Below are 17,503 nucleotides of genomic sequence, written 5' to 3'. Positions count from 1 at the left end.
CAATTTTAGGGGTTGCGGTATCTCCACCGAAATAGCCCTCCCCGATTTGGGGATGGGATTTTCCTTTCTATCTATAAGTTAGATTCTGATACCCAAAACTTTATTTTAAACGATCTAACTGCTTTTGGCAAACTTTTTTTGGAAATACGGAAGCGAATCGGACGCAACTCCCTAATATCAGGACTTACGGACAAAAGAGTGACCACAACTACAGGTCTTGGCTGCATTAGGATTATCGAACCGGAAGCCTCCCCCCATGAGATCCTCTGAATAGTCTAGGGTCAATCCCTCCAGGTAGGGAGCGCTGTGGCTATCAATCACTATCTTAATCGAACCACACTGATAAACGCCATCGTTGGCTGTGGCTGATGGTTCCAAACTGAAGGTATAAACCCAATCACAACACCCCCCAGACTTAACTCCTAGTCGAAACAATAGGTTGGAGTCATTCTTCCTAGACTGTTGGCGTAAAACTTCATTAGTGGCAGATTGGGTTAGATGAATCATAGTTCAGAGATAACCGATAACTGAGGATCGACCATAAGCACCCTGGATTTTGGGTCAAGCCGTAATTATACAGCTACAGGAGACAACTACACAAATACATTAAGGCAATTCAGGCAATCAACACTGATAGAATGCGGAATTCCTGGAGATTAGCGGCTGCGGGAGTAGTCATCCTGAAAACGAACAATGTCATCTTCCCCTAAATACTCTCCATTCTGAACCTCAATCAAAACCAGAGGTATCACGCCGGGATTTTCCAGGCGGTGGGTTGTACATTGAGGCACATAAGTCGATTGATTAGAAAATAGTACCTCTTCACGATCGCCACAGGTAACTCTAGCAGTACCAGAAACTACAATCCAGTGTTCACTGCGATGATGGTGCATTTGTAAGCTAAGGCGATGGCCTGGGTTTACCTCAATGCGTTTAATTTTGTAGCCAGGTCCTTCTTCTAATACGGTAAAAGAACCCCAAGGCCGCAACTCAGTGGCTGAAGGCAATTGGGGAATGGTGGCGACGAGTGTGGCTGCAACTTGAGGATTTTCTTTGATGGCTACCATAGCAATCTGTCCTTGAAAAAATTAGGATAAATTTGGCACTAGCTCAGGGCTTTAGATGCTCGAGGTTCGAGCCTTTACATTGAGCCTTGATTCCTACAAACCACCATAGCAAACAGATTAGGGAAGATGTCACCCGGTTTGCCTCAGAATGCGGTGATAGCTACCAGATTTTATCAAAACTTTACGGTAGCCACCCATAGCTTTACATAGAAGTCATAGTTTTTAAGGGGATAAGAACACACCCAGGGCATTGTGAATAGGGGCGGCGGTTTGAGGAGGGCGATCGAGTAGATACCCACCTAAATAGAGACCAGTGGAACTACCACCGTCCAAATTGAGAGCATCAGTAGCCCCCAACTGTTTCATTAACTCTGCTAATTCAGCCAGAGAAGGTCCAGGACCACCAAGACGTGGATGGACTACGACTAATAAAAGCGATACTGCTGGGGAGTCGCTGCCCGATCGCCCTGGGGTGTTAGTTTTCAGACCGACGGCACTGCGGATAGCCCTTTGAGTATTAAAAGCATCACTAAAGTTTTCGGCCCTAGCATCTAGGACTACTTGGTTGCCCCGCAGTAACAGAGGACCAGCCCCCAGAATATGGGGATATTCAGCAAAATCGGGCGGATTAGTTTCATCAACAAGTTGCACGGGTAGGGGTTGGTGTTCTGTCTGGGTGCTAGGGGGACAAACCAACCCGATACACTGGGTTTCATCTATGCCGAGGGCTAAAGCTATTTCGGGTTCATTTCGCAGAATTAGTAAATAGCCATCGTCGGGAATAGGGACGGCGGAAAAGTTAATGGAGTCGAGGACTTGGTGACTAATAATGGTTTCGCCTTGAACAGTGATAGCAATTTCTCTGGGAGTAAAAGGGCTATAGGTGCTTCCCCAGTCAGAAGTATAGCGAGATAGTCCCCGTTGAATAAAGGCACTATTGAGGCGATCAAGGGGGATAGGTTCACGACGGTCGGGGAACAAGGTTTGTGAAAGTTCGAGGCGATCGATAAAAAATTGGTTTTGGTCTGTCCAAGCGATCGCCCCCCGGTTGAGAATCGGGCCAGAGAGCCAGCGATTTTGATGTCTGATGGCTCCCAGGGGATATTGATTATTGCGATTGAAAAATCCGCCATTGATGGCAGCGGCGGCTCTGGTGCTACTAGCGACATGAACCAAGGGGCTGACACCGGAGCGAGATCCTGGTCGGCTGAGAATCGGTTGTAGGGAAATTCCCTGGTTATTTAAGTCTATCTCTAACCAAACGACTGGGAACCTAGCCGACTCGCGGCCAGTAGAGTTTGAGGGAGGGGGTGTAGATAGCCTCTGGTGGCTATTAAGATCGATATATTTTTGTTGCCAGCGCAGTCCCTCAGCCCAAACGATATTGCGATCGCGCCAAAAATCGGGGCGAATTTCGATGTTAATTTCCGGTAGCACGGCACTAGAGGTGATCACAGGCTGCCACCCGGTGGGAGTGCTGAAAATCAGGCGAGTTTGCTGGTTCTGGGAATCTACCCATAACCCCATTAAATTTGTCCAGAGATCTGATGAACTCTCGGAGGGGGTGAGAGATTGGATATTATTACCAGGCAAAATTACGGAACCGAGTAGCTGGTGCGAGCCGCTACTATTGGAGAGGTGAGGCGATGTAGCCTCCAAGGGAATTGACCACCATACCAAAGGCGGTAATTCCTGGGGTGGTGGGGGTGAAGGTTGCCTATCCCCTTCATCTTCTAAGTTGGTTTCCTCTGTTGGCTCAGGTTCTGGTTCTGGTTGTGGGGACGGTGGTTTAAGTAACTCTTGCAGAGGGGGGGGAAGATCAGATATATCGAGGTTTTGGGGAGATATGCTGCGCCCGATGATACTAGGAGTTTGCCAATTGGCTGGGTTGGTGAGTCTAACGACAAAACGGCGACAGAAATTTTCCGAGTTGCGTCCTGGCGGGTTGACGAGTGTTGTGGTGGGGAGGTCAGATAATTCTTGAACCCGTCCGGCGGTTCTGTCACCAGTCGTTTCCCCCAAAGAAGCTAGGGCGACTGTGTAAGGGGGGATGCCGAAATCAGCCCCGCTCAACACCGGATCCGAGGGGCGGGTGTGGGGAGTTGGCTGATTTTTCCCGTGGGATATGTTGCACCCGCCCCTACAAGCACCCGCCACGGGAACACAGATATTATCTTCAATGAAATCAGCCTGCACTGATTCAATAGTGCTAGGGGGGGTGACAATTTCGAGACGGTTTCCCTGGATCTGAATTTGCCAATTTTCCCTGGCTGCCAGTTCGCTAATCTCTAGGTATCGGTAGCCAGATTGATAGTGTGTAGGCACGTTATGGGAAAATGCAAACCAACTAATGGGCTGTTGTTGGTGGTTATCGGTATCAAGGAGTTCGACTCCCATGGAGTGCATTAAGCCCAAATCGCTAATACCAATAGCAAGGCGGTCTGGTATGCGAGAATCTTGCCACTCTAGCCAATTAACTGGCAAATTTTGTCCGTTGATGGCAATGTCGGTTCCTGATTGAATAGGTTTTGATACAATGGTATACCCCGCCGCTAATGCCACACCCCCGCCGAACCCCTCAGTGGGAGTGCTAAGGGCGGGAGAGGACAACAACCAGAAAAAAGCAGCCAAATTTACAGAAAATCGGGATGAGTTAAACATGAAATCAAAATGTAATCAGATTTAAACTTTTGTGAGTCAAGACCAAAAATCGCGTGTATCCTAGGTAATTATGAGCTATGGCTTGGAATAGGGTACAGGCGGGTTCACAAACAATGGGCGTGGAAATAGAGTCGCGCGTCAGAACCCGCCCCTCGATGCGAAAATTTCGGAGTAAATCAACACGGAGTGCGTCACAATAACGCTTTTGGTTGGTGTTTCTCGTAGCCGGTCGGATGTGACGCACCCTACGAATCTTGGCTACATAATAATACCTAAGGGCATTTCACGGACAACGGACACCAGACAGCAATTTCCCTAGCAAAACCCATTGATCGAGACATGGATAGAAAAGAAACCAATTTCAACCCCCATCAACCCCCTACCCTGAAAGTTCGCCGGTTATCTAACCAGGGAAATAGCCTGGGTACACCCTACGCGGGTCCTCGGTGGCTGGTGGAAGAAAGAGATGCTTGTGGCGTTGGGTTCATTGCAGACCTAAACGGAAAAGCCAACCATAGCATAATTGAGAAAGCCTTAAAAGCCCTAGGCTGTCTGGAACACAGGGGAGGATGTAGTGCCGATTACGACTCTGGGGACGGAGCCGGAGTGATGACTACTATTCCCTGGAAAATACTGCAAGCGGAAGGATATGGGGTCAGTCCAGAGGGTGACTATGGAGTAGGAATGGTATTTCTACCCCAGGCGGGTTCTTCAGAAAATTCGGACCCCAATCATCAGGTTTCGGACGGCGAAGGTAAACAACAGTTAGCCCGCGATACGATCGCCAAAGTTCTGGAGTCGGAAAACCTGAACCTGATAGGTTGGCGAGTGGTTCCGGTGCGCCCGGAAGTCCTCGGACCAATGGCGGCAGCTAACCAACCCTGCATTGAACAGCTTATTGTTAGCTCAAAAAAAGGTCTGGTGGGAGATGACCTAGAACGTCAATTATATCTAGCACGCCGCCAGTGTGGGGTAGCCCTAGAAAAAGAGGGCTTAGTCTGGGGACAGGATATCTACATTTGCTCCTGGTCCTGTCGGACTATTGTTTACAAGGGTATGGTGCGATCGGCGGTGTTGGGTGAGTTTTACCGTGATTTACAAAATCCCGACTATGAAAGTCAATTTGCGGTGTATCATAGGCGCTTCAGCACTAATACTATGCCACGCTGGCCTCTCGCTCAACCGATGCGGTTACTGGGGCATAACGGGGAAATTAACACGCTTCTGGGTAACATTAACTGGATGCGTGCGCGGGAAGGTATCCTCTCTCATCCGGTTTGGGGCGATCGCCTTTGGGACCTGAAACCCTTTGTGGATGCCAATAACAGCGATTCGGCTAACCTCGACAACGTGATGGAACTCCTGGTGCGGACGGGACGGGAACCTTCCGAGTCGTTGATGATTATGGTTCCAGAAGCCTACCAAAATCAGCCGCTGCTGAAAGACTATCCAGAAATTACGGACTTCTACGAATTCCACAGCGGAGTACAAGAACCCTGGGATGGTCCGGCTTTGCTAGTATTTAGCGATGGTAAACAGGTGGGAGCCTGCTTAGACCGCAATGGACTCAGACCCGCTCGCTACTGCATCACCAAAGGGGGTTTGATTATTGTCGGCTCGGAAGCGGGAGTAGTACAAGTTGAGGAGTCGGAAATTCTGGAAAAAGGTCGCCTGGGACCAGGACAAACTATCGCGGTGAACTTGGAGGAGTCGGAAATCCTCAAAAACTGGGATATTAAACGGAAAGTGGCGGCGAAATGCAACTATGGGGAATGGCTGCGAAAATACCGCTACGATTTGGAGCCTCAACCTTTTGTGGGGACAGAAAATCCTCTTCTTCCTGACCTGGCTATCCAAAAAGCCTTTGGTTACGGTTCGGAAGATGTGGAAATGGTGATTGCGGATATGGCGAGTTTGGGGAAAGAACCGACTTTCTGTATGGGAGATGATATCCCCCTGGCGGTGATTTCGGAACAACCTCACCTGCTATATGACTATTTTAAACAGCGCTTTGCTCAGGTGACTAACCCGGCTATTGACCCCCTACGGGAGCGCATTGTCATGTCCCTACAAATGCGCTTGGGAGAACGCGGAAACCTCCTAGACCCTAAACCGGAAGATGCGCGGATGCTAAAAATATCATCCCCAGTCCTCAATGAGGCGGAACTGCAAAAACTGGCGGACTCTGGTTTAAAGGCGGTCACTCTGTCTACTCTGTATCCGGTGGCAACGGGACCGGACGGGTTGCGGTTGGCGGTGGAGGCTCTGTGCGAAAAAGCGATCGCCGCAGTGGCTCAGGGGGCGAAAATCTTGATTCTCAGCGATCGCAACTCGGAGAGCCAATCGCCTTTGAATGGGGAAAATACCTATATCCCTCCTCTGTTGGCTGTGGGGGCTGTCCATCACCATCTGATTGAGTCGGGAGACCGCTTGAAATGCTCGTTGGTGGTGAACACTGCCCAATGCTGGAGTACCCATCATTTTGCCTGTTTAATCGGCTATGGTGCGTCTGCTGTCTGCCCCTATTTGGCTTTGGCGACGGTGCGACAGTGGTGGTCGGAACCCAAAACTCAGATGGCGATGGAAAAAGGGAAAATGCCACCTTTGAGCATGGTTCAGGCTCAGGAAAACTATCGCGCGGCGGTGGAAGGGGGACTGTTAAAAATTCTCTCGAAAATGGGGATTTCTCTACTGTCTTCTTACCAAGGAGCCCAAATTTTTGAGGCGATCGGTATCGGGGAAGACCTGTTGAATTTGGGCTTCAAGGGGACGACTTCTCGGATTGGAGGGTTGACTGTGGCGGAGTTGGCTATGGAGGTCAGCCAGTTTCACGCTAAGGCTTTCCCGGAAATGCAAGGCAAAAAGCTGGAAAACTACGGCTTTGTGAATTATTTTAAACGGGGAGAATATCACGGCAATAGCCCGGAATTGGCGAAGTTACTGCATCAGGCGGTACGCGGTGAGGGTGCAGACCATTACACGACTTACCAGGCTTACCTGAAAGACAGCCCAGTGGCGGCGCTGCGAGATTTACTGGATTTCCAAAGCGATCGCTCTCCCATCTCTATTGATGAGGTAGAACCCATTACGGATATTGTCAAGCGCTTCTGTACTGGGGGAATGTCTTTGGGGGCGCTGTCGCCAGAGGCTCACGAAACTTTGGCGATCGCCATGAACCGTCTAGGCGGAAAGTCAAATTCTGGGGAAGGTGGCGAAGACCCCGCCCGGTTTAAGCCTTTATCTGATGTCGGGGATGATGGCATTTCTCCCAGTCGCCCATATCTACGAGGCTTAAAAAATGGGGATAGTTGCTCCTCTGCCATTAAACAGGTTGCTTCTGGTCGCTTTGGGGTAACACCAGAGTATCTGATGAATGCCCAGTCCATCGAGATTAAAGTCGCTCAAGGGGCGAAACCCGGTGAGGGGGGACAACTGCCCGGCAAGAAAGTTAGCCCCTATATCGCCATGTTGCGACGGTCTAAACCTGGTGTCACGCTTATCTCTCCGCCGCCTCATCATGATATCTACTCCATCGAGGATTTGGCACAGTTGATTTTTGACTTGCATCAGATTAATCCTAATGCTCAGGTGTCGGTGAAACTGGTAGCGGAAATTGGTATTGGTACTATTGCGGCTGGGGTAGCTAAGGCTAATGCGGACTATATCCAGATTTCGGGTCATGATGGCGGCACGGGAGCCTCGCCTTTGTCTTCCATTAAACACGCCGGAACACCCTGGGAGTTGGGTTTAACGGAGGTGCATCGGGTACTGATGGAAAACCAATTGCGCGATCGTGTTCGCCTACGGGTTGATGGTGGTCTCAAGTCCGGCTGGGATGTGGTCATGGGCGCTCTCATGGGAGCCGAAGAGTTTGGCTTTGGTACGATCGCCATGATTTCCGAAGGCTGTATCATGGCTCGGATTTGTCACACCAATGGTTGTCCGGTGGGGGTCACTACTCAGCGGGAGGAGTTGCGTAAACGCTTCCCAGGAACTCCTGACCATGTGGTTAATTTCTTCCATTTTGTCGCATCAGAGGTGCGGGAGTTGTTGGCTATGCTGGGTTACCGTTCCCTGACTGATTTGATGGGGCGATCGGACCTCCTAAAAATGCGCGATTTACCTCTGGCGAAAACCAAAGGATTGGATTTAGGGGTGTTGATGCAGCCTCCGGTCGCTCCGGGTAATGATTGGTTGAATCATGAACCTGTACACAGCAATGGTCCGGTGTTAGACGACAGCATTTTGGCTGATCAAGAAATCTCTGATGCCATTTCCCATCAGTACAAGGTTGCCAAAACTTTGGATATTGTCAATACCGATCGCACTGTGGGCGCTCGCATTGCTGGGAAAATTGCCTCTATGTACGGCAATAGTGGTTTCTCTGGGGAAATTGCCCTCACCTTTAACGGGTCAGCAGGTCAGAGTTTTGGCGCGTTTAACCTACCCGGCATGATTTTAACCCTCAATGGCGAGGCTAATGATTATGTGGGTAAGGGTATGCACGGCGGCGAGTTGATTGTTAAGCCCAGTGATGACTCGACTCTGGACTCTGGGGAAAATGTGATTATTGGCAATACTTGTCTATATGGAGCCACCGGAGGCACTCTGTTCGCACGGGGACAAGCGGGTGAGCGTTTCGCTGTTCGTAATTCTATGGGACAAGCAGTTATTGAAGGCGCAGGCGACCATTGCTGCGAGTATATGACTGGTGGTGTGGTTGTGGTCCTCGGTAAGGTCGGCCGTAACGTCGGGGCTGGAATGACTGGCGGTATTGCTTATTTCCTTGACCTGGATGGATCTTTCCCGGATTGTGTGAATGGGGAAATTGTCCGCATTCAACGGGTAGCGACCAGTCAAGGTGAGGCTCAGTTGCGGGGATTGATTCAAGACCATAGCGATCGCACTGGTAGCAAGGTGGCAGCTTCGATTTTGGCTAATTGGTCTGAGTTCCTACCTAAATTCTGGCAAGTGGTTCCCCCTTCTGAGGAAAATACGCCGGAGGTTTCCTCGGCAGCTAGTAATCAAAAGGTTGCGGTGTAGGGCAGGTGCGACACGGTTCGGCTGTGCCTTAAAAAGCGATCGTCTGGGGGCGGGTTCCGGTAGTTGACGGGTTTTTCCGGTAGCTGATCTAGCACCCGCCCCTACCAGCTTTGTCGCTTGGGTTTCACCCAACAGCAGCTTTTGTCGCTTGGGTTTCACCCAACAGAAGGTGAGAGATGGTGTTTTTGGGTTGAGACCTGCAACGGAACCTCCCGCGTGGGTCGCACCCTACGACTACGGGAAATAGGCGGGTAGCTTTGTAGGTTGGGTGAAACCCAACAGAAGGCTTTGTAGGTTAGGTGAAACCCAACAGAAGGCTTTGTAGGTTAGGTGAAACCCAACAGCAGGTGAGAGATGGTGTTTTTGGTGAGACCTGCAACGGAACCTCCCGCGTGGGTCGCACCCTACGACTACGGGAAAGAGGCGGGTAGGGGGGAAAGATTTAATACTACTGCGGAAAAGGCGATCGCCCTGGGGAGTCGTTGGGCGATCGCTTCATTCCCCAAACACAGAAAACTGTTGGGAAAAGGCGATCGATTACTGTATGTCTGGCTGGTATTTTCGGTGTTTACTGGGCGATATAATTATCATAATTTCTAAAAAATAAAGTCATGAAAAGAATCAGAACCATTCCATTGTTTTTTGCCTTTTCCATTGTTTTGGTTTCTTTCCAAACAAATAGTGAGGAGAATCATGAAGCTACCCAAAAGCAAATCGTTGCCGTATTCAATGCTGAACACTTTGTGCAAAACAGTTGCGCCGATATTTCAACTATGCAGTCTTTCAAAGGTGATGCTACCACCATTTATTTTCAAAATGAAACCGGTAAAAATCTGCGTATTTATTGGATAAACTATTCCGGTGACCGGGTTGTTTATCAGGACAGCCTCGAACCAGGAAAGGGTAGGATGCAACATACATTTTTGACCCATCCATGGTATATTGTTACGGCTGATGAAAAGGAAGAATGCATTACTATCGTCACAGCCCTGCGGCCAGCCGTTAGGGATACGGTTTATTTCAGATGGCAATTTCCTCAATCCAGAAGATTACCGGGGAGAGGCGAACGCTTGATTAGGAGGCTGCTCAAGACTTTTTTACCAACCCGCTTCATCAACTAGCAAAGCGGTTGGGGTGAGTGGAAAATAAGCGGATGAAGTAGGTTGGGTGAAACCCAACAGAAGGCTTTGTAGGTTGGGTGAAACCCAACAGAAGGCTTTGTAGGTTAGGTGAAACCCAACAGCAGGTGAGAGATGGTGTTTTTGGGTTGAGACCTGCAACGGAACCTCCCGCGTGGGTCGCACCCTACGACTACGGGAAAGAGGCGGGTAGCTTTGTAGAAGGCTTTGTAGGTTGGGTGAAACCCAACAGAAGGCTTTGTAGGTTAGGTGAAACCCAACAGCAGGTGAGAGATGGTGTTTTTGGGTTGAGACCTGCAACGGAACCTCCCGCGTGGGTCGCACCCTACGACTACGGGAAAGAGGCGGGTAGCTTTGTAGGTTGGGTGAAACCCAACAGAAGGCTTTGTAGGTTAGGTGAAACCCAACAGAAGGCTTTGTAGGTTAGGTGAAACCCAACAGCAGGTGAGAGATGGTGTTTTTGGGTTGAGACCTGCAACGGAACCTCCCGCGTGGGTCGCACCCTACGACTACGGGAAAGAGGCGGGTAGCTTTGTAGGTTGGGTGAAACCCAACAGAAGGCTTTGTAGGTTGGGTTTCACCCAACAGAAGGCTTTGTAGGTTAGGTGAAACCCAACAGCAGGTGAGAGATGGTGTTTTTGGGTTGAGACCTGCAACGGAACCTCCCGCGTGGGTCGCACCCTACGACTACGGGAAAGAGGCGGGTAGGGGGGAAAGATTTAATACTACTGCGGAAAAGGCGATCGCCCTGGGGAGTCGTTGGGCGATCGCGCAGCCTGGGCGAAGCCAGGATCGCATTAAGTGAAGTCTTTATGAATTTCGTCAATGGCTTCCTGAAGAGCATTTGAATGAATCCAACCGACAAAACCACCAAAAATCATATTGCCACTTTTGTCTGCAATGAATACATGATCGACACCTACAGGATTTTTCCAGGTTTTCACCACTGAACCATCACCAAGTTTAAATCTTGGTATGGCACGATTGAAATCTCGATGGTGTGCTGGAGTCATTCCTGGCACTTCGTTCAAAATGTTTATAACTCGCTTCAAGATATTGGATGTTGATCTTTGACTCTCAGTTTTCTGTCTAGCATTCTGTGAACTATCTTCAGGAGTTCGATACTCATTGTGTTCGCAATAATCTTTGAGAATTTCATATGACTCATTAATCCGCTGTAACTGTAGATGAGCACGTTGCTGTAAATTGGAATTGCTATCAAACCGATCTGGATGCCAAATCTGAACAAGTTCCTTATAAGAGGCTTTAATTTCTTCTAAGGAAGCGCCTGGCTCCAGCTCAAGAACCGCTAAGTGTTTATGAAGATCTTGGTTATTCATATTTCCTGATAAGTCTCTCGCGAATTTACTTCCCATGCCATTCCTCACTGATAAGCAGGCTTTGTAGGTTGGGTTTCACCCAACAGAAGGCTTTGTAGGTTAGGTGAAACCCAACAGCAGGTGAGAGATGGTGTTTTTGGGTTGAGACCTGCAACGGAACCTCCCGCGTGGGTCGCACCCTACGACTACGGGAAAGAGGCGGGTAGGGGGGAAAGATTTAATACTACTGCGGAAAAGGCGATCGCCCTCGGAAGCAGCCAGTATCGCCTCTTTTCCCAAACCTTTAGCCATCATCCCTTATGTTACTTTGTAGGTATCCTTCATAGGACTTTCACCAATCCTATAAACGGGAATCGACGCTAACTTTATTTTACCCGTCCCCAATTTTAGTGTCGATTATTCCAGTATATAACGTATAAAATAGCCAACACCTGTAAGGGAATTAAGGCAAGATTACCGCGTATCCATACCGGAAACGAAAAACTGGAAAAAGCTATAAAGTACAGGAGGCTGATTCCTGTCAATCCAGTTAATAAAATCGCCTTTCTCTTAATCAACATTTTTGATAAAGTGCCGGAAATATAATCAGAAAAAATCAGTAATATTCAGATTATACTGATTTTTGAATTTTACCAGTCTATAGACGTTAAAACCATCCTTTTTTATTGAGCATATAAGTCTGCAAAAACTCTTCATCACTTTTAGTCAAATAAATAATTCCTTCTATCAAACCAATTACCCCTACAACTACTGCTGCTACTCCACAAGTAAACAGGGTTGACAACAGCATAATTAACCCCTCTGTATTATACCCTAAAACGAACTTGTGAATCCCCAATCCACCCAAAAGAATTCCCAAAACTCCAGCAGCAACTTTCTTACTATTGGCTTCCTGTAATGTAGGTTCTGACATCTATGTTAACCCCTAACTCATTTTCTTTTAGACTAGCCCCAATTGGGATCATCTCAGGAAAATTATAGAATTAATTTATATTTGTTTAATTTTTGTTTACATTAAGCAATTATTTGTGACATTACCCAGGTTAGATGAAAGCCTGGTTTAGGGTGAGTTCCCCGGTTGTGAAGAAAACAGCCAAGCGAATCCCATGATAACCGAATAAGACGATCATAAACCATCCTAGCAACCCGATCTTATGCTTGAATAACCAATCATGCAAGGAACTAGACAAATAACGACGGGTTAAAATTTCAATACATAAATGAATAGTGAGCAATAAAAAACCCACAAAAATGCCGATTCCCAATCCATGATAGGAGAGAGATTCTCTGAGGTTTCCCCTAGCAATTTCTACAAAAGCACGAGTCATCCCACAGCTAGGACAAGGAATACCCGTCGCTGATAAAATCAGGCATTTCCACCCAAAACTAGCAGAAGTATGTCCTAATAAATAAGCACCGACAAGGGGAGAAGAGACACAAGACAAGCTAAAATAGCGCCATTGTAAGGCTTGAGTAGATAATTTTTGGGAAGATAACTGGAATCGCATTATACTTCAGACCTGAGCAAACCCAAAACTGCCGATCAGAGAATGTCCTGACATACTGATCAAAGTATATCATAGTGCTAGTCTTTTGATGAGGTTGGCGATTGTACAGATGTGAAGGTGGCAAAAGATGAGAATAATTACATCAACCAATCATCGCTACGACTAAACTTTGTCGCTTGGGTTTCACCCAAAAGCAGGCTTTGTAGGCTTTGTCGCTTGGGTTTCACCCAACAGCAGGCTTTGTAGGTTAGGTGAAACCCAACAGCAGGCTTTGTAGGTTAGGTGAAACCCAACAGCAGCTTTGTAGGTTGGGTGAAACCCAACAGAAGGTGAGAGATGGTGTTTTTGGGTTGGGACACCCAACAGAATTTTCCGCGTGGGTCGCAACCCCTAGTTAGTTGGTTTTCCCGATAGTTGTTGGCGCACCCTACAGCGCCCACACCGACAGAGGTAAGCTCCGACCAAACCGACCACCCCGAACAGAGCCCACAAACACGGGGACTGAGACAACCCACCAGCCCCCAGAGGGACGAACAGTGATAACCCCGCCGCCAAACGCCTCGGAAGACACGGCACGCCCGAAGGACACAGCGGCGCGACGAGAGGAGAACCAGACCACACCAACCCAGCGAGAGAAGGACCGGGCAGAAGGACGCACGCCCACGAAGGACGCACCAGCCCCGGAAGCCCATAAAACAACAGACCCAGGAGAAGGAGCCAAACCAGAAACAGAAGCGGGAGAAGTCCCCCAATACCAAGACACGGACACAGAAGCGAGAAGCTCCATAAACAATAACCAAACGCAATCAATAATTAATGAGGTGGGTATGAGTGAGTGAAAGATTTTCAAGGGATGATTAGGCTTCTTTGAAAAATCGGATAATTTCTCTCACGTTATTGAGAATTTTGCCATCTTCTGTAATTTGCGCGATCGCCTTTTCGGCTGTACGCGAAAGGCGCTCATGTTCGGATTGGTTGGTGGCTTTGAGAGTTTGCATATCGGCGGCTAAACGGGTGATTTCACTTTGACAAAAAGCTAGTTTTTGGTTTTGTTGGGATGCCCAAGAATTGGATTTATTCGGGTCGAGACTTTTCTTGGTAACCTCTAATAAAGCCTCCACAACTTCTACTCTATTTCTCAATTCTACTACATCCTCGCGGGGATAAGAAAACTCCCGACGTACCATTGATAAACGGGTTACTAAGTATTGATAACCTCGGAGAGAGGGACGTAAAATGGTTAGTAATAACGCGGCTACAGAGCCGATATATCCCACTACACTAATTCCCGCCCATGATAACGATAAAAGCACGATCGCACTAGCTATATGTAAGGCGATCGCCACCCCTAAAGAACGACTGACTAATTTATGCACATAAGAACGCTGACTGGGTTCAATCCGAATCCCTTTTTTGTCGGACTCCGCCGCCTCGGCGAGAACTTCCTTAGCATCAAAGTGTATATTCCAAGGAACAGTTACTATTAACAATAGCCACCAAAAGGTAATGCCACCGATAATCCAATCCACAAAACTACCACTGGGAATATTTAGCCACTGAAGTATGGAAAAAGTCAGCAATAAAAGCAAAACAAATCCAGCGGTAAAAAAACCGAAATTAAATGGTAACTTCATACTTAAAAGCCCTCAAGTCCAAAATTTTCATACTGCGGGACATTCCCCAAGACCAGGTAGAGTATAATCTCTCAGGGGTGGTAATCATTATTATGCAGAAGGTGTTAACCTATATGGCGATCGCTGTGACAGTCTGAAAACCGGCTAATGGTACTATTGAATCAGAGAATCAGAAAATCAGAGATTTTGGGCAGTATATGTGACTAGGTGTGCAGTATAGAGAAACCATGACCAAATTCACGGGAAAAGTGTATTTAGTAGGGGCGGGATTAGGAAATGTAGCTTATTTGACTGTCAAAGCCTATCAGTTAGTGAAGCAGGCTGAAGTCCTAGTTTATGATGCCCTAGTTGACCAGTCAATTATACCCCTAATTTCGCCCCATTGTCTGAAAGTATATGTGGGAAAGCGGGGTAGCCAAGTCACTACCCCCCAAAGCGAAATTAATCGTTTATTAGTCAAATATTGTCAACAGGGAAAACTGGTGGTGCGACTCAAGGGCGGCGATCCATTTATCTTTGGTCGCGCTAGTACGGAAATTCAAGCCTTAATTGCTGCTAAGTGTGAATTTGAGGTGGTTCCAGGTATTTCCTCAGCATTGGCCGCCCCCCTACTGGCTGGTATTCCTGTCACCGATACAGTCATGAGTCGGTGTTTTGCAGTCATGACAGCCCATGAACCGGAAGCCCTAAATTGGGCGAGTTTATCGGAACTGGAAACTTTAGTTATTCTCATGGCGGCGCGAAATTTACCTGTGATTGTACACCAACTTAGACAACATGGGCGATCGCCTGAAACTCCCATAGCTATTATTAAAAATGGGGGTCGCTTTAATCAAAAGGTAATCGTTGGCACGTTAAATGATATTGTAGATAAAACATCACGAGAATCTTTATCTCCCAGTGTCATAGTTGTGGGGAATGTGGTGCAACTGCAAACCTATCTACAGCCTCGCCAAAACCACTCAAGAATTATGCTGAGTCCATTACTTAATCACACCATTTTAGTCACCCGTTCCTCGGAACAATCCAACGAGTTTCGCAGTTTGCTGGAACAAAAAGGGGCTGAAGTCCTAGAAATGCCTACCCTAATTATCACGCCTCCTTCTACTTGGGAACCCCTGGATAAAGCGATCGCATTTTATGATACATCAAAGCCTTTTGACTGGCTATTACTCACTTCTGCTAACGCTGTCTCATTCTTTTGTGAAAGACTCATGGCTAGTGGGAAAGATACCCGCATTTTAGCCAATACAAAAATTGCTGTCGTCGGCAAAAAAACCGCCATGGTATTGCGACAATGGGGACTAAATCCTGATTTTATCCCCCCGGATTTTATCGCTGATTCCCTAGTGGAAAACTTCCCCGAATCAGTCAGCGGAAAACGTCTATTATTCCCCAGAGTGGAAACCGGAGGGCGGGAGATATTAGTGAAAGAATTAACCCAAGCAGGGGCGGAAGTAGTAGAAGTTCCCGCCTATGAGTCTGCTTGTCCAGATACCATCGACCCTAATATTCAATTAGCTTTAGAAAATGGTACAATTGATATTGCCACCTTTACCAGTTCCAAGACTGTCAAAAATTTCTGTAAACTCCTAGAAGGCTTTGCGGGTGATTCCTGGCGAGATTTACTCACCGGAGTAGCGATCGCCTCTATAGGTCCCCAGACCTCCCAGACCTGCCAAACTCTCCTAGGAAAGGTCGATATTGAAGCCCAAGAATATACCCTAGAAGGACTCACTCAGGCTATCATAGATAAAACCTAGCCAGGAAGTCCGAGGCTGTAGCGGAACCCGGTCACACTATAATTTAACCCTTTGTTTCCCGTAACTACCCCGAACAAACTTGATGGAGTTTACGTCAGATTACCATAGACTAACTAATTAAATTTTAGGGATATAACCATGTTCAACTTGGGTCTTTCTCGCTTTGATTCCCTGACAACCATTTTAACCGGAATGGCAACAACTGCCGCCCTGGTCATAACTTGTCAAGTCGCCCTAGCTGCTAAAAGCGCCCAGCAAGTCGCAGAAATCGCCGCACCCATTACAGTTCAAATTAATAGCGCCCTCGGAGACGGTTCTGGGGTCATTATTGCTAGACAAGATAATATCTATACAGTCCTGACCGTTAATCATGTAGTACAAGCAACTGATGTCGCCTACAGTATCCGCACCCATGATGGTCAAAGTCACCCGGTCACCAGTGTTACTAGGCTACAGACTACTAAGGATGAACCCGATTTAGCAGTAGTAAGATTTGAAAGTACCCAAGAATACCCGATCGCCACTTTAGCCGATTCCGAACAGGTAGTGATTGGGGTTCAGATTTATGTCTATGCTTATCCCGCTACTGGGGGGTTAACCGGCGCGGCACGGGAACCAGAACTCTCCCCTGGATTGGTCACCAGTCGCCCCAAAAATCGCCCAGAAGGCTATAATTTGCGGTATCAGGCTGTTACTTGGAGTGGTATGAGTGGGGGTCCAGTATTTGATTCTCAAGGCCGTGTGGTGGGTTTACACGGTCAAGGTGAGTTTGGATTTGCTCAAACTCGTTCTGGAGATGTTACCCCCATTAAAACAGGGTTTAATGCTGCCGTTCCCATTAATTTGTTTCTGGAACAGCTATCACAAGCTCAGTTAAGTCCTAATGATTTACAAATCGATTCGGACACGCTAGAAGCCTCTCCTGTGTCGTTGGATACTCCCCAAAATGCGGAAACCTACTACTTTCGCGGATTGAGTTGGTTGGATCGCGGTTATGCGTGGGAGGCGATCGCTGATTTTAACCGAGCCTTAGAATTGAATCCTAATTCCCCAGAAACCTATTTTAATTTGGGATTAGCGCGGACACTATTGGTGCTGAATGAACCAACCCGTGGCCCCAATCCCGTTCTTGATTATACTAGGGCGATCGAGCTTAATCCCGGTTTTGCTGATGCCTATTATAATCGTGCCCTCAGTCATATCCGTCGTCAAGAATTTGAGGAAGCCTTAGCTGACTTTCGCCAAGCCGCAGAACTTTATCAACAACTGGGACGTTCAGATTCTCATCAGGATGCCTTACAGCGTATCCGCGAACTTGAGGAAATGGCACAATAACAGTTGAGGCATT

Annotated in this window: 17 protein-coding genes; 10 read left to right on the top strand and 7 right to left on the bottom strand. The window is 47.7% G+C overall.

From position 1 onward, the window contains the following. Nucleotides 1-177 precede the first annotated feature (177 nt). From HFV01_RS04450 to HFV01_RS04440, 3 genes are all read right to left on the bottom strand, one after another. Nucleotides 178-507, bottom strand: coding sequence for a HesB/IscA family protein (locus tag HFV01_RS04450; protein ID WP_006623903.1), 330 nt, complete (start codon nucleotides 505-507; stop codon nucleotides 178-180). A gap of 149 nt (nucleotides 508-656) precedes the next feature. Next, nucleotides 657-1,067: a phosphomannose isomerase type II C-terminal cupin domain gene (locus HFV01_RS04445; RefSeq protein WP_006623902.1), complete on the bottom strand. Its 411-nt coding sequence runs from the start codon at nucleotides 1,065-1,067 to the stop codon at nucleotides 657-659. A gap of 222 nt (nucleotides 1,068-1,289) precedes the next feature. Beyond that, nucleotides 1,290-3,728, bottom strand: coding sequence for a phosphodiester glycosidase family protein (locus tag HFV01_RS04440; protein WP_193520864.1), 2,439 nt, complete (start codon nucleotides 3,726-3,728; stop codon nucleotides 1,290-1,292). Between the two features lie 339 nt (nucleotides 3,729-4,067). Between HFV01_RS04440 and gltB the strand changes: the two genes are divergently transcribed. The 5 genes from gltB to HFV01_RS04415 all read left to right on the top strand — a co-directional run bounded on the left by gltB (nucleotide 4,068) and on the right by HFV01_RS04415 (nucleotide 10,715). Next, nucleotides 4,068-8,771 (top strand): glutamate synthase large subunit, encoded by a 4,704-nt coding sequence (gene gltB / locus HFV01_RS04435; RefSeq protein WP_006623899.1) that lies wholly within the window; start codon nucleotides 4,068-4,070, stop codon nucleotides 8,769-8,771. Between the two features lie 354 nt (nucleotides 8,772-9,125). Further along, nucleotides 9,126-9,371: a hypothetical protein gene (locus HFV01_RS04430; protein ID WP_193521356.1), complete on the top strand. Its 246-nt coding sequence runs from the start codon at nucleotides 9,126-9,128 to the stop codon at nucleotides 9,369-9,371. 11 nt (nucleotides 9,372-9,382) lie between these two features. Next, nucleotides 9,383-9,892: a VHL beta domain-containing protein gene (locus HFV01_RS04425; RefSeq protein ID WP_193520863.1), complete on the top strand. Its 510-nt coding sequence runs from the start codon at nucleotides 9,383-9,385 to the stop codon at nucleotides 9,890-9,892. A 77-nt stretch (nucleotides 9,893-9,969) separates the two neighbouring features. Then, nucleotides 9,970-10,332, top strand: a complete 363-nt coding sequence (locus tag HFV01_RS04420) for a hypothetical protein (RefSeq protein ID WP_193521355.1) — start codon at nucleotides 9,970-9,972, stop codon at nucleotides 10,330-10,332. Between the two features lie 221 nt (nucleotides 10,333-10,553). Continuing rightward, a complete protein-coding gene (locus tag HFV01_RS04415; RefSeq protein WP_231296333.1) occupies nucleotides 10,554-10,715 on the top strand; it encodes a hypothetical protein in 162 nt (53 codons plus the stop codon). Here the strand turns inward: HFV01_RS04415 and HFV01_RS04410 are convergent. After that, complete coding sequence (locus HFV01_RS04410) at nucleotides 10,708-11,250, bottom strand: J domain-containing protein (protein WP_008053559.1); 543 nt, start codon at nucleotides 11,248-11,250, stop codon at nucleotides 10,708-10,710. The genes HFV01_RS04415 and HFV01_RS04410 overlap by 8 nt on opposite strands. 141 nt (nucleotides 11,251-11,391) lie before the next feature. Here HFV01_RS04410 and HFV01_RS04405 point away from each other — a divergent pair, with 141 nt between their 5' ends. After that, entirely contained in the window at nucleotides 11,392-11,613 is a 222-nt protein-coding gene (locus HFV01_RS04405; RefSeq protein ID WP_162198548.1) for a hypothetical protein, read from the top strand. 283 nt (nucleotides 11,614-11,896) lie between these two features. On the opposite strand, the gene HFV01_RS04400 is transcribed toward HFV01_RS04405, so the two are convergent. After that, nucleotides 11,897-12,163 carry a TM2 domain-containing protein gene (locus HFV01_RS04400; RefSeq protein ID WP_008053560.1) on the bottom strand — a complete coding sequence of 89 codons (267 nt, stop codon included), beginning with the start codon at nucleotides 12,161-12,163 and terminating at the stop codon, nucleotides 11,897-11,899. 130 nt (nucleotides 12,164-12,293) lie between these two features. Then, complete coding sequence (locus HFV01_RS04395) at nucleotides 12,294-12,758, bottom strand: DUF2752 domain-containing protein (protein ID WP_008053561.1); 465 nt, start codon at nucleotides 12,756-12,758, stop codon at nucleotides 12,294-12,296. 536 nt (nucleotides 12,759-13,294) lie between these two features. Here HFV01_RS04395 and HFV01_RS04390 point away from each other — a divergent pair. After that, complete coding sequence (locus HFV01_RS04390) at nucleotides 13,295-13,597, top strand: hypothetical protein (protein ID WP_035759228.1); 303 nt, start codon at nucleotides 13,295-13,297, stop codon at nucleotides 13,595-13,597. Between the two features lie 18 nt (nucleotides 13,598-13,615). Here HFV01_RS04390 and HFV01_RS04385 read toward each other — a convergent pair whose 3' ends face one another. Next, the gene (locus HFV01_RS04385) at nucleotides 13,616-14,392 is read right to left on the bottom strand and encodes a hypothetical protein (protein WP_006623891.1); all 777 of its coding nucleotides are present in this window, start codon (nucleotides 14,390-14,392) and stop codon (nucleotides 13,616-13,618) included. Here HFV01_RS04385 and HFV01_RS04380 point away from each other — a divergent pair. The 3 genes from HFV01_RS04380 (at nucleotide 14,380) to HFV01_RS04370 (ending at nucleotide 17,490) form a co-directional block, all read left to right on the top strand. Beyond that, nucleotides 14,380-14,529, top strand: a complete 150-nt coding sequence (locus HFV01_RS04380) for a hypothetical protein (protein WP_193520862.1) — start codon at nucleotides 14,380-14,382, stop codon at nucleotides 14,527-14,529. The two genes, HFV01_RS04385 and HFV01_RS04380, sit on opposite strands and share 13 nt — an antisense overlap. A gap of 90 nt (nucleotides 14,530-14,619) precedes the next feature. Next, on the top strand, nucleotides 14,620-16,155 hold the full coding sequence (gene cobA / locus HFV01_RS04375) for a uroporphyrinogen-III C-methyltransferase (protein ID WP_193520861.1): 1,536 nt from the start codon (nucleotides 14,620-14,622) through the stop codon (nucleotides 16,153-16,155). A 138-nt stretch (nucleotides 16,156-16,293) separates the two neighbouring features. After that, nucleotides 16,294-17,490: a S1 family peptidase gene (locus HFV01_RS04370; protein ID WP_006623888.1), complete on the top strand. Its 1,197-nt coding sequence runs from the start codon at nucleotides 16,294-16,296 to the stop codon at nucleotides 17,488-17,490. Nucleotides 17,491-17,503: the final 13 nt, after the last annotated feature.

The organism is Limnospira fusiformis SAG 85.79, assembly GCF_012516315.1.
In the GTDB taxonomy this organism is placed as follows: domain Bacteria; phylum Cyanobacteriota; class Cyanobacteriia; order Cyanobacteriales; family Microcoleaceae; genus Limnospira; species Limnospira fusiformis.
Note: the sequence above shows the minus strand (reverse complement) of the source record. Positions and strands in the feature narration are given on the sequence as shown.

Coding starts and splice junctions, on each gene's coding strand:
- HFV01_RS04400 (WP_008053560.1), bottom strand. CDS start 12,163: ATGTCAGAACCTACATTACAGGAAGCCAATAGTAAGAAAGTTGCTGCT.
- HFV01_RS04395 (WP_008053561.1), bottom strand. CDS start 12,758: ATGCGATTCCAGTTATCTTCCCAAAAATTATCTACTCAAGCCTTACAA.
- HFV01_RS04430 (WP_193521356.1), top strand. CDS start 9,126: ATGGTGTTTTTGGTGAGACCTGCAACGGAACCTCCCGCGTGGGTCGCA.
- HFV01_RS04370 (WP_006623888.1), top strand. CDS start 16,294: ATGTTCAACTTGGGTCTTTCTCGCTTTGATTCCCTGACAACCATTTTA.
- HFV01_RS04440 (WP_193520864.1), bottom strand. CDS start 3,728: ATGTTTAACTCATCCCGATTTTCTGTAAATTTGGCTGCTTTTTTCTGG.
- HFV01_RS04385 (WP_006623891.1), bottom strand. CDS start 14,392: ATGAAGTTACCATTTAATTTCGGTTTTTTTACCGCTGGATTTGTTTTG.
- gltB (WP_006623899.1), top strand. CDS start 4,068: ATGGATAGAAAAGAAACCAATTTCAACCCCCATCAACCCCCTACCCTG.
- HFV01_RS04445 (WP_006623902.1), bottom strand. CDS start 1,067: ATGGTAGCCATCAAAGAAAATCCTCAAGTTGCAGCCACACTCGTCGCC.
- cobA (WP_193520861.1), top strand. CDS start 14,620: ATGACCAAATTCACGGGAAAAGTGTATTTAGTAGGGGCGGGATTAGGA.
- HFV01_RS04380 (WP_193520862.1), top strand. CDS start 14,380: ATGGTAACTTCATACTTAAAAGCCCTCAAGTCCAAAATTTTCATACTG.
- HFV01_RS04425 (WP_193520863.1), top strand. CDS start 9,383: ATGAAAAGAATCAGAACCATTCCATTGTTTTTTGCCTTTTCCATTGTT.
- HFV01_RS04450 (WP_006623903.1), bottom strand. CDS start 507: ATGATTCATCTAACCCAATCTGCCACTAATGAAGTTTTACGCCAACAG.
- HFV01_RS04410 (WP_008053559.1), bottom strand. CDS start 11,250: ATGAATAACCAAGATCTTCATAAACACTTAGCGGTTCTTGAGCTGGAG.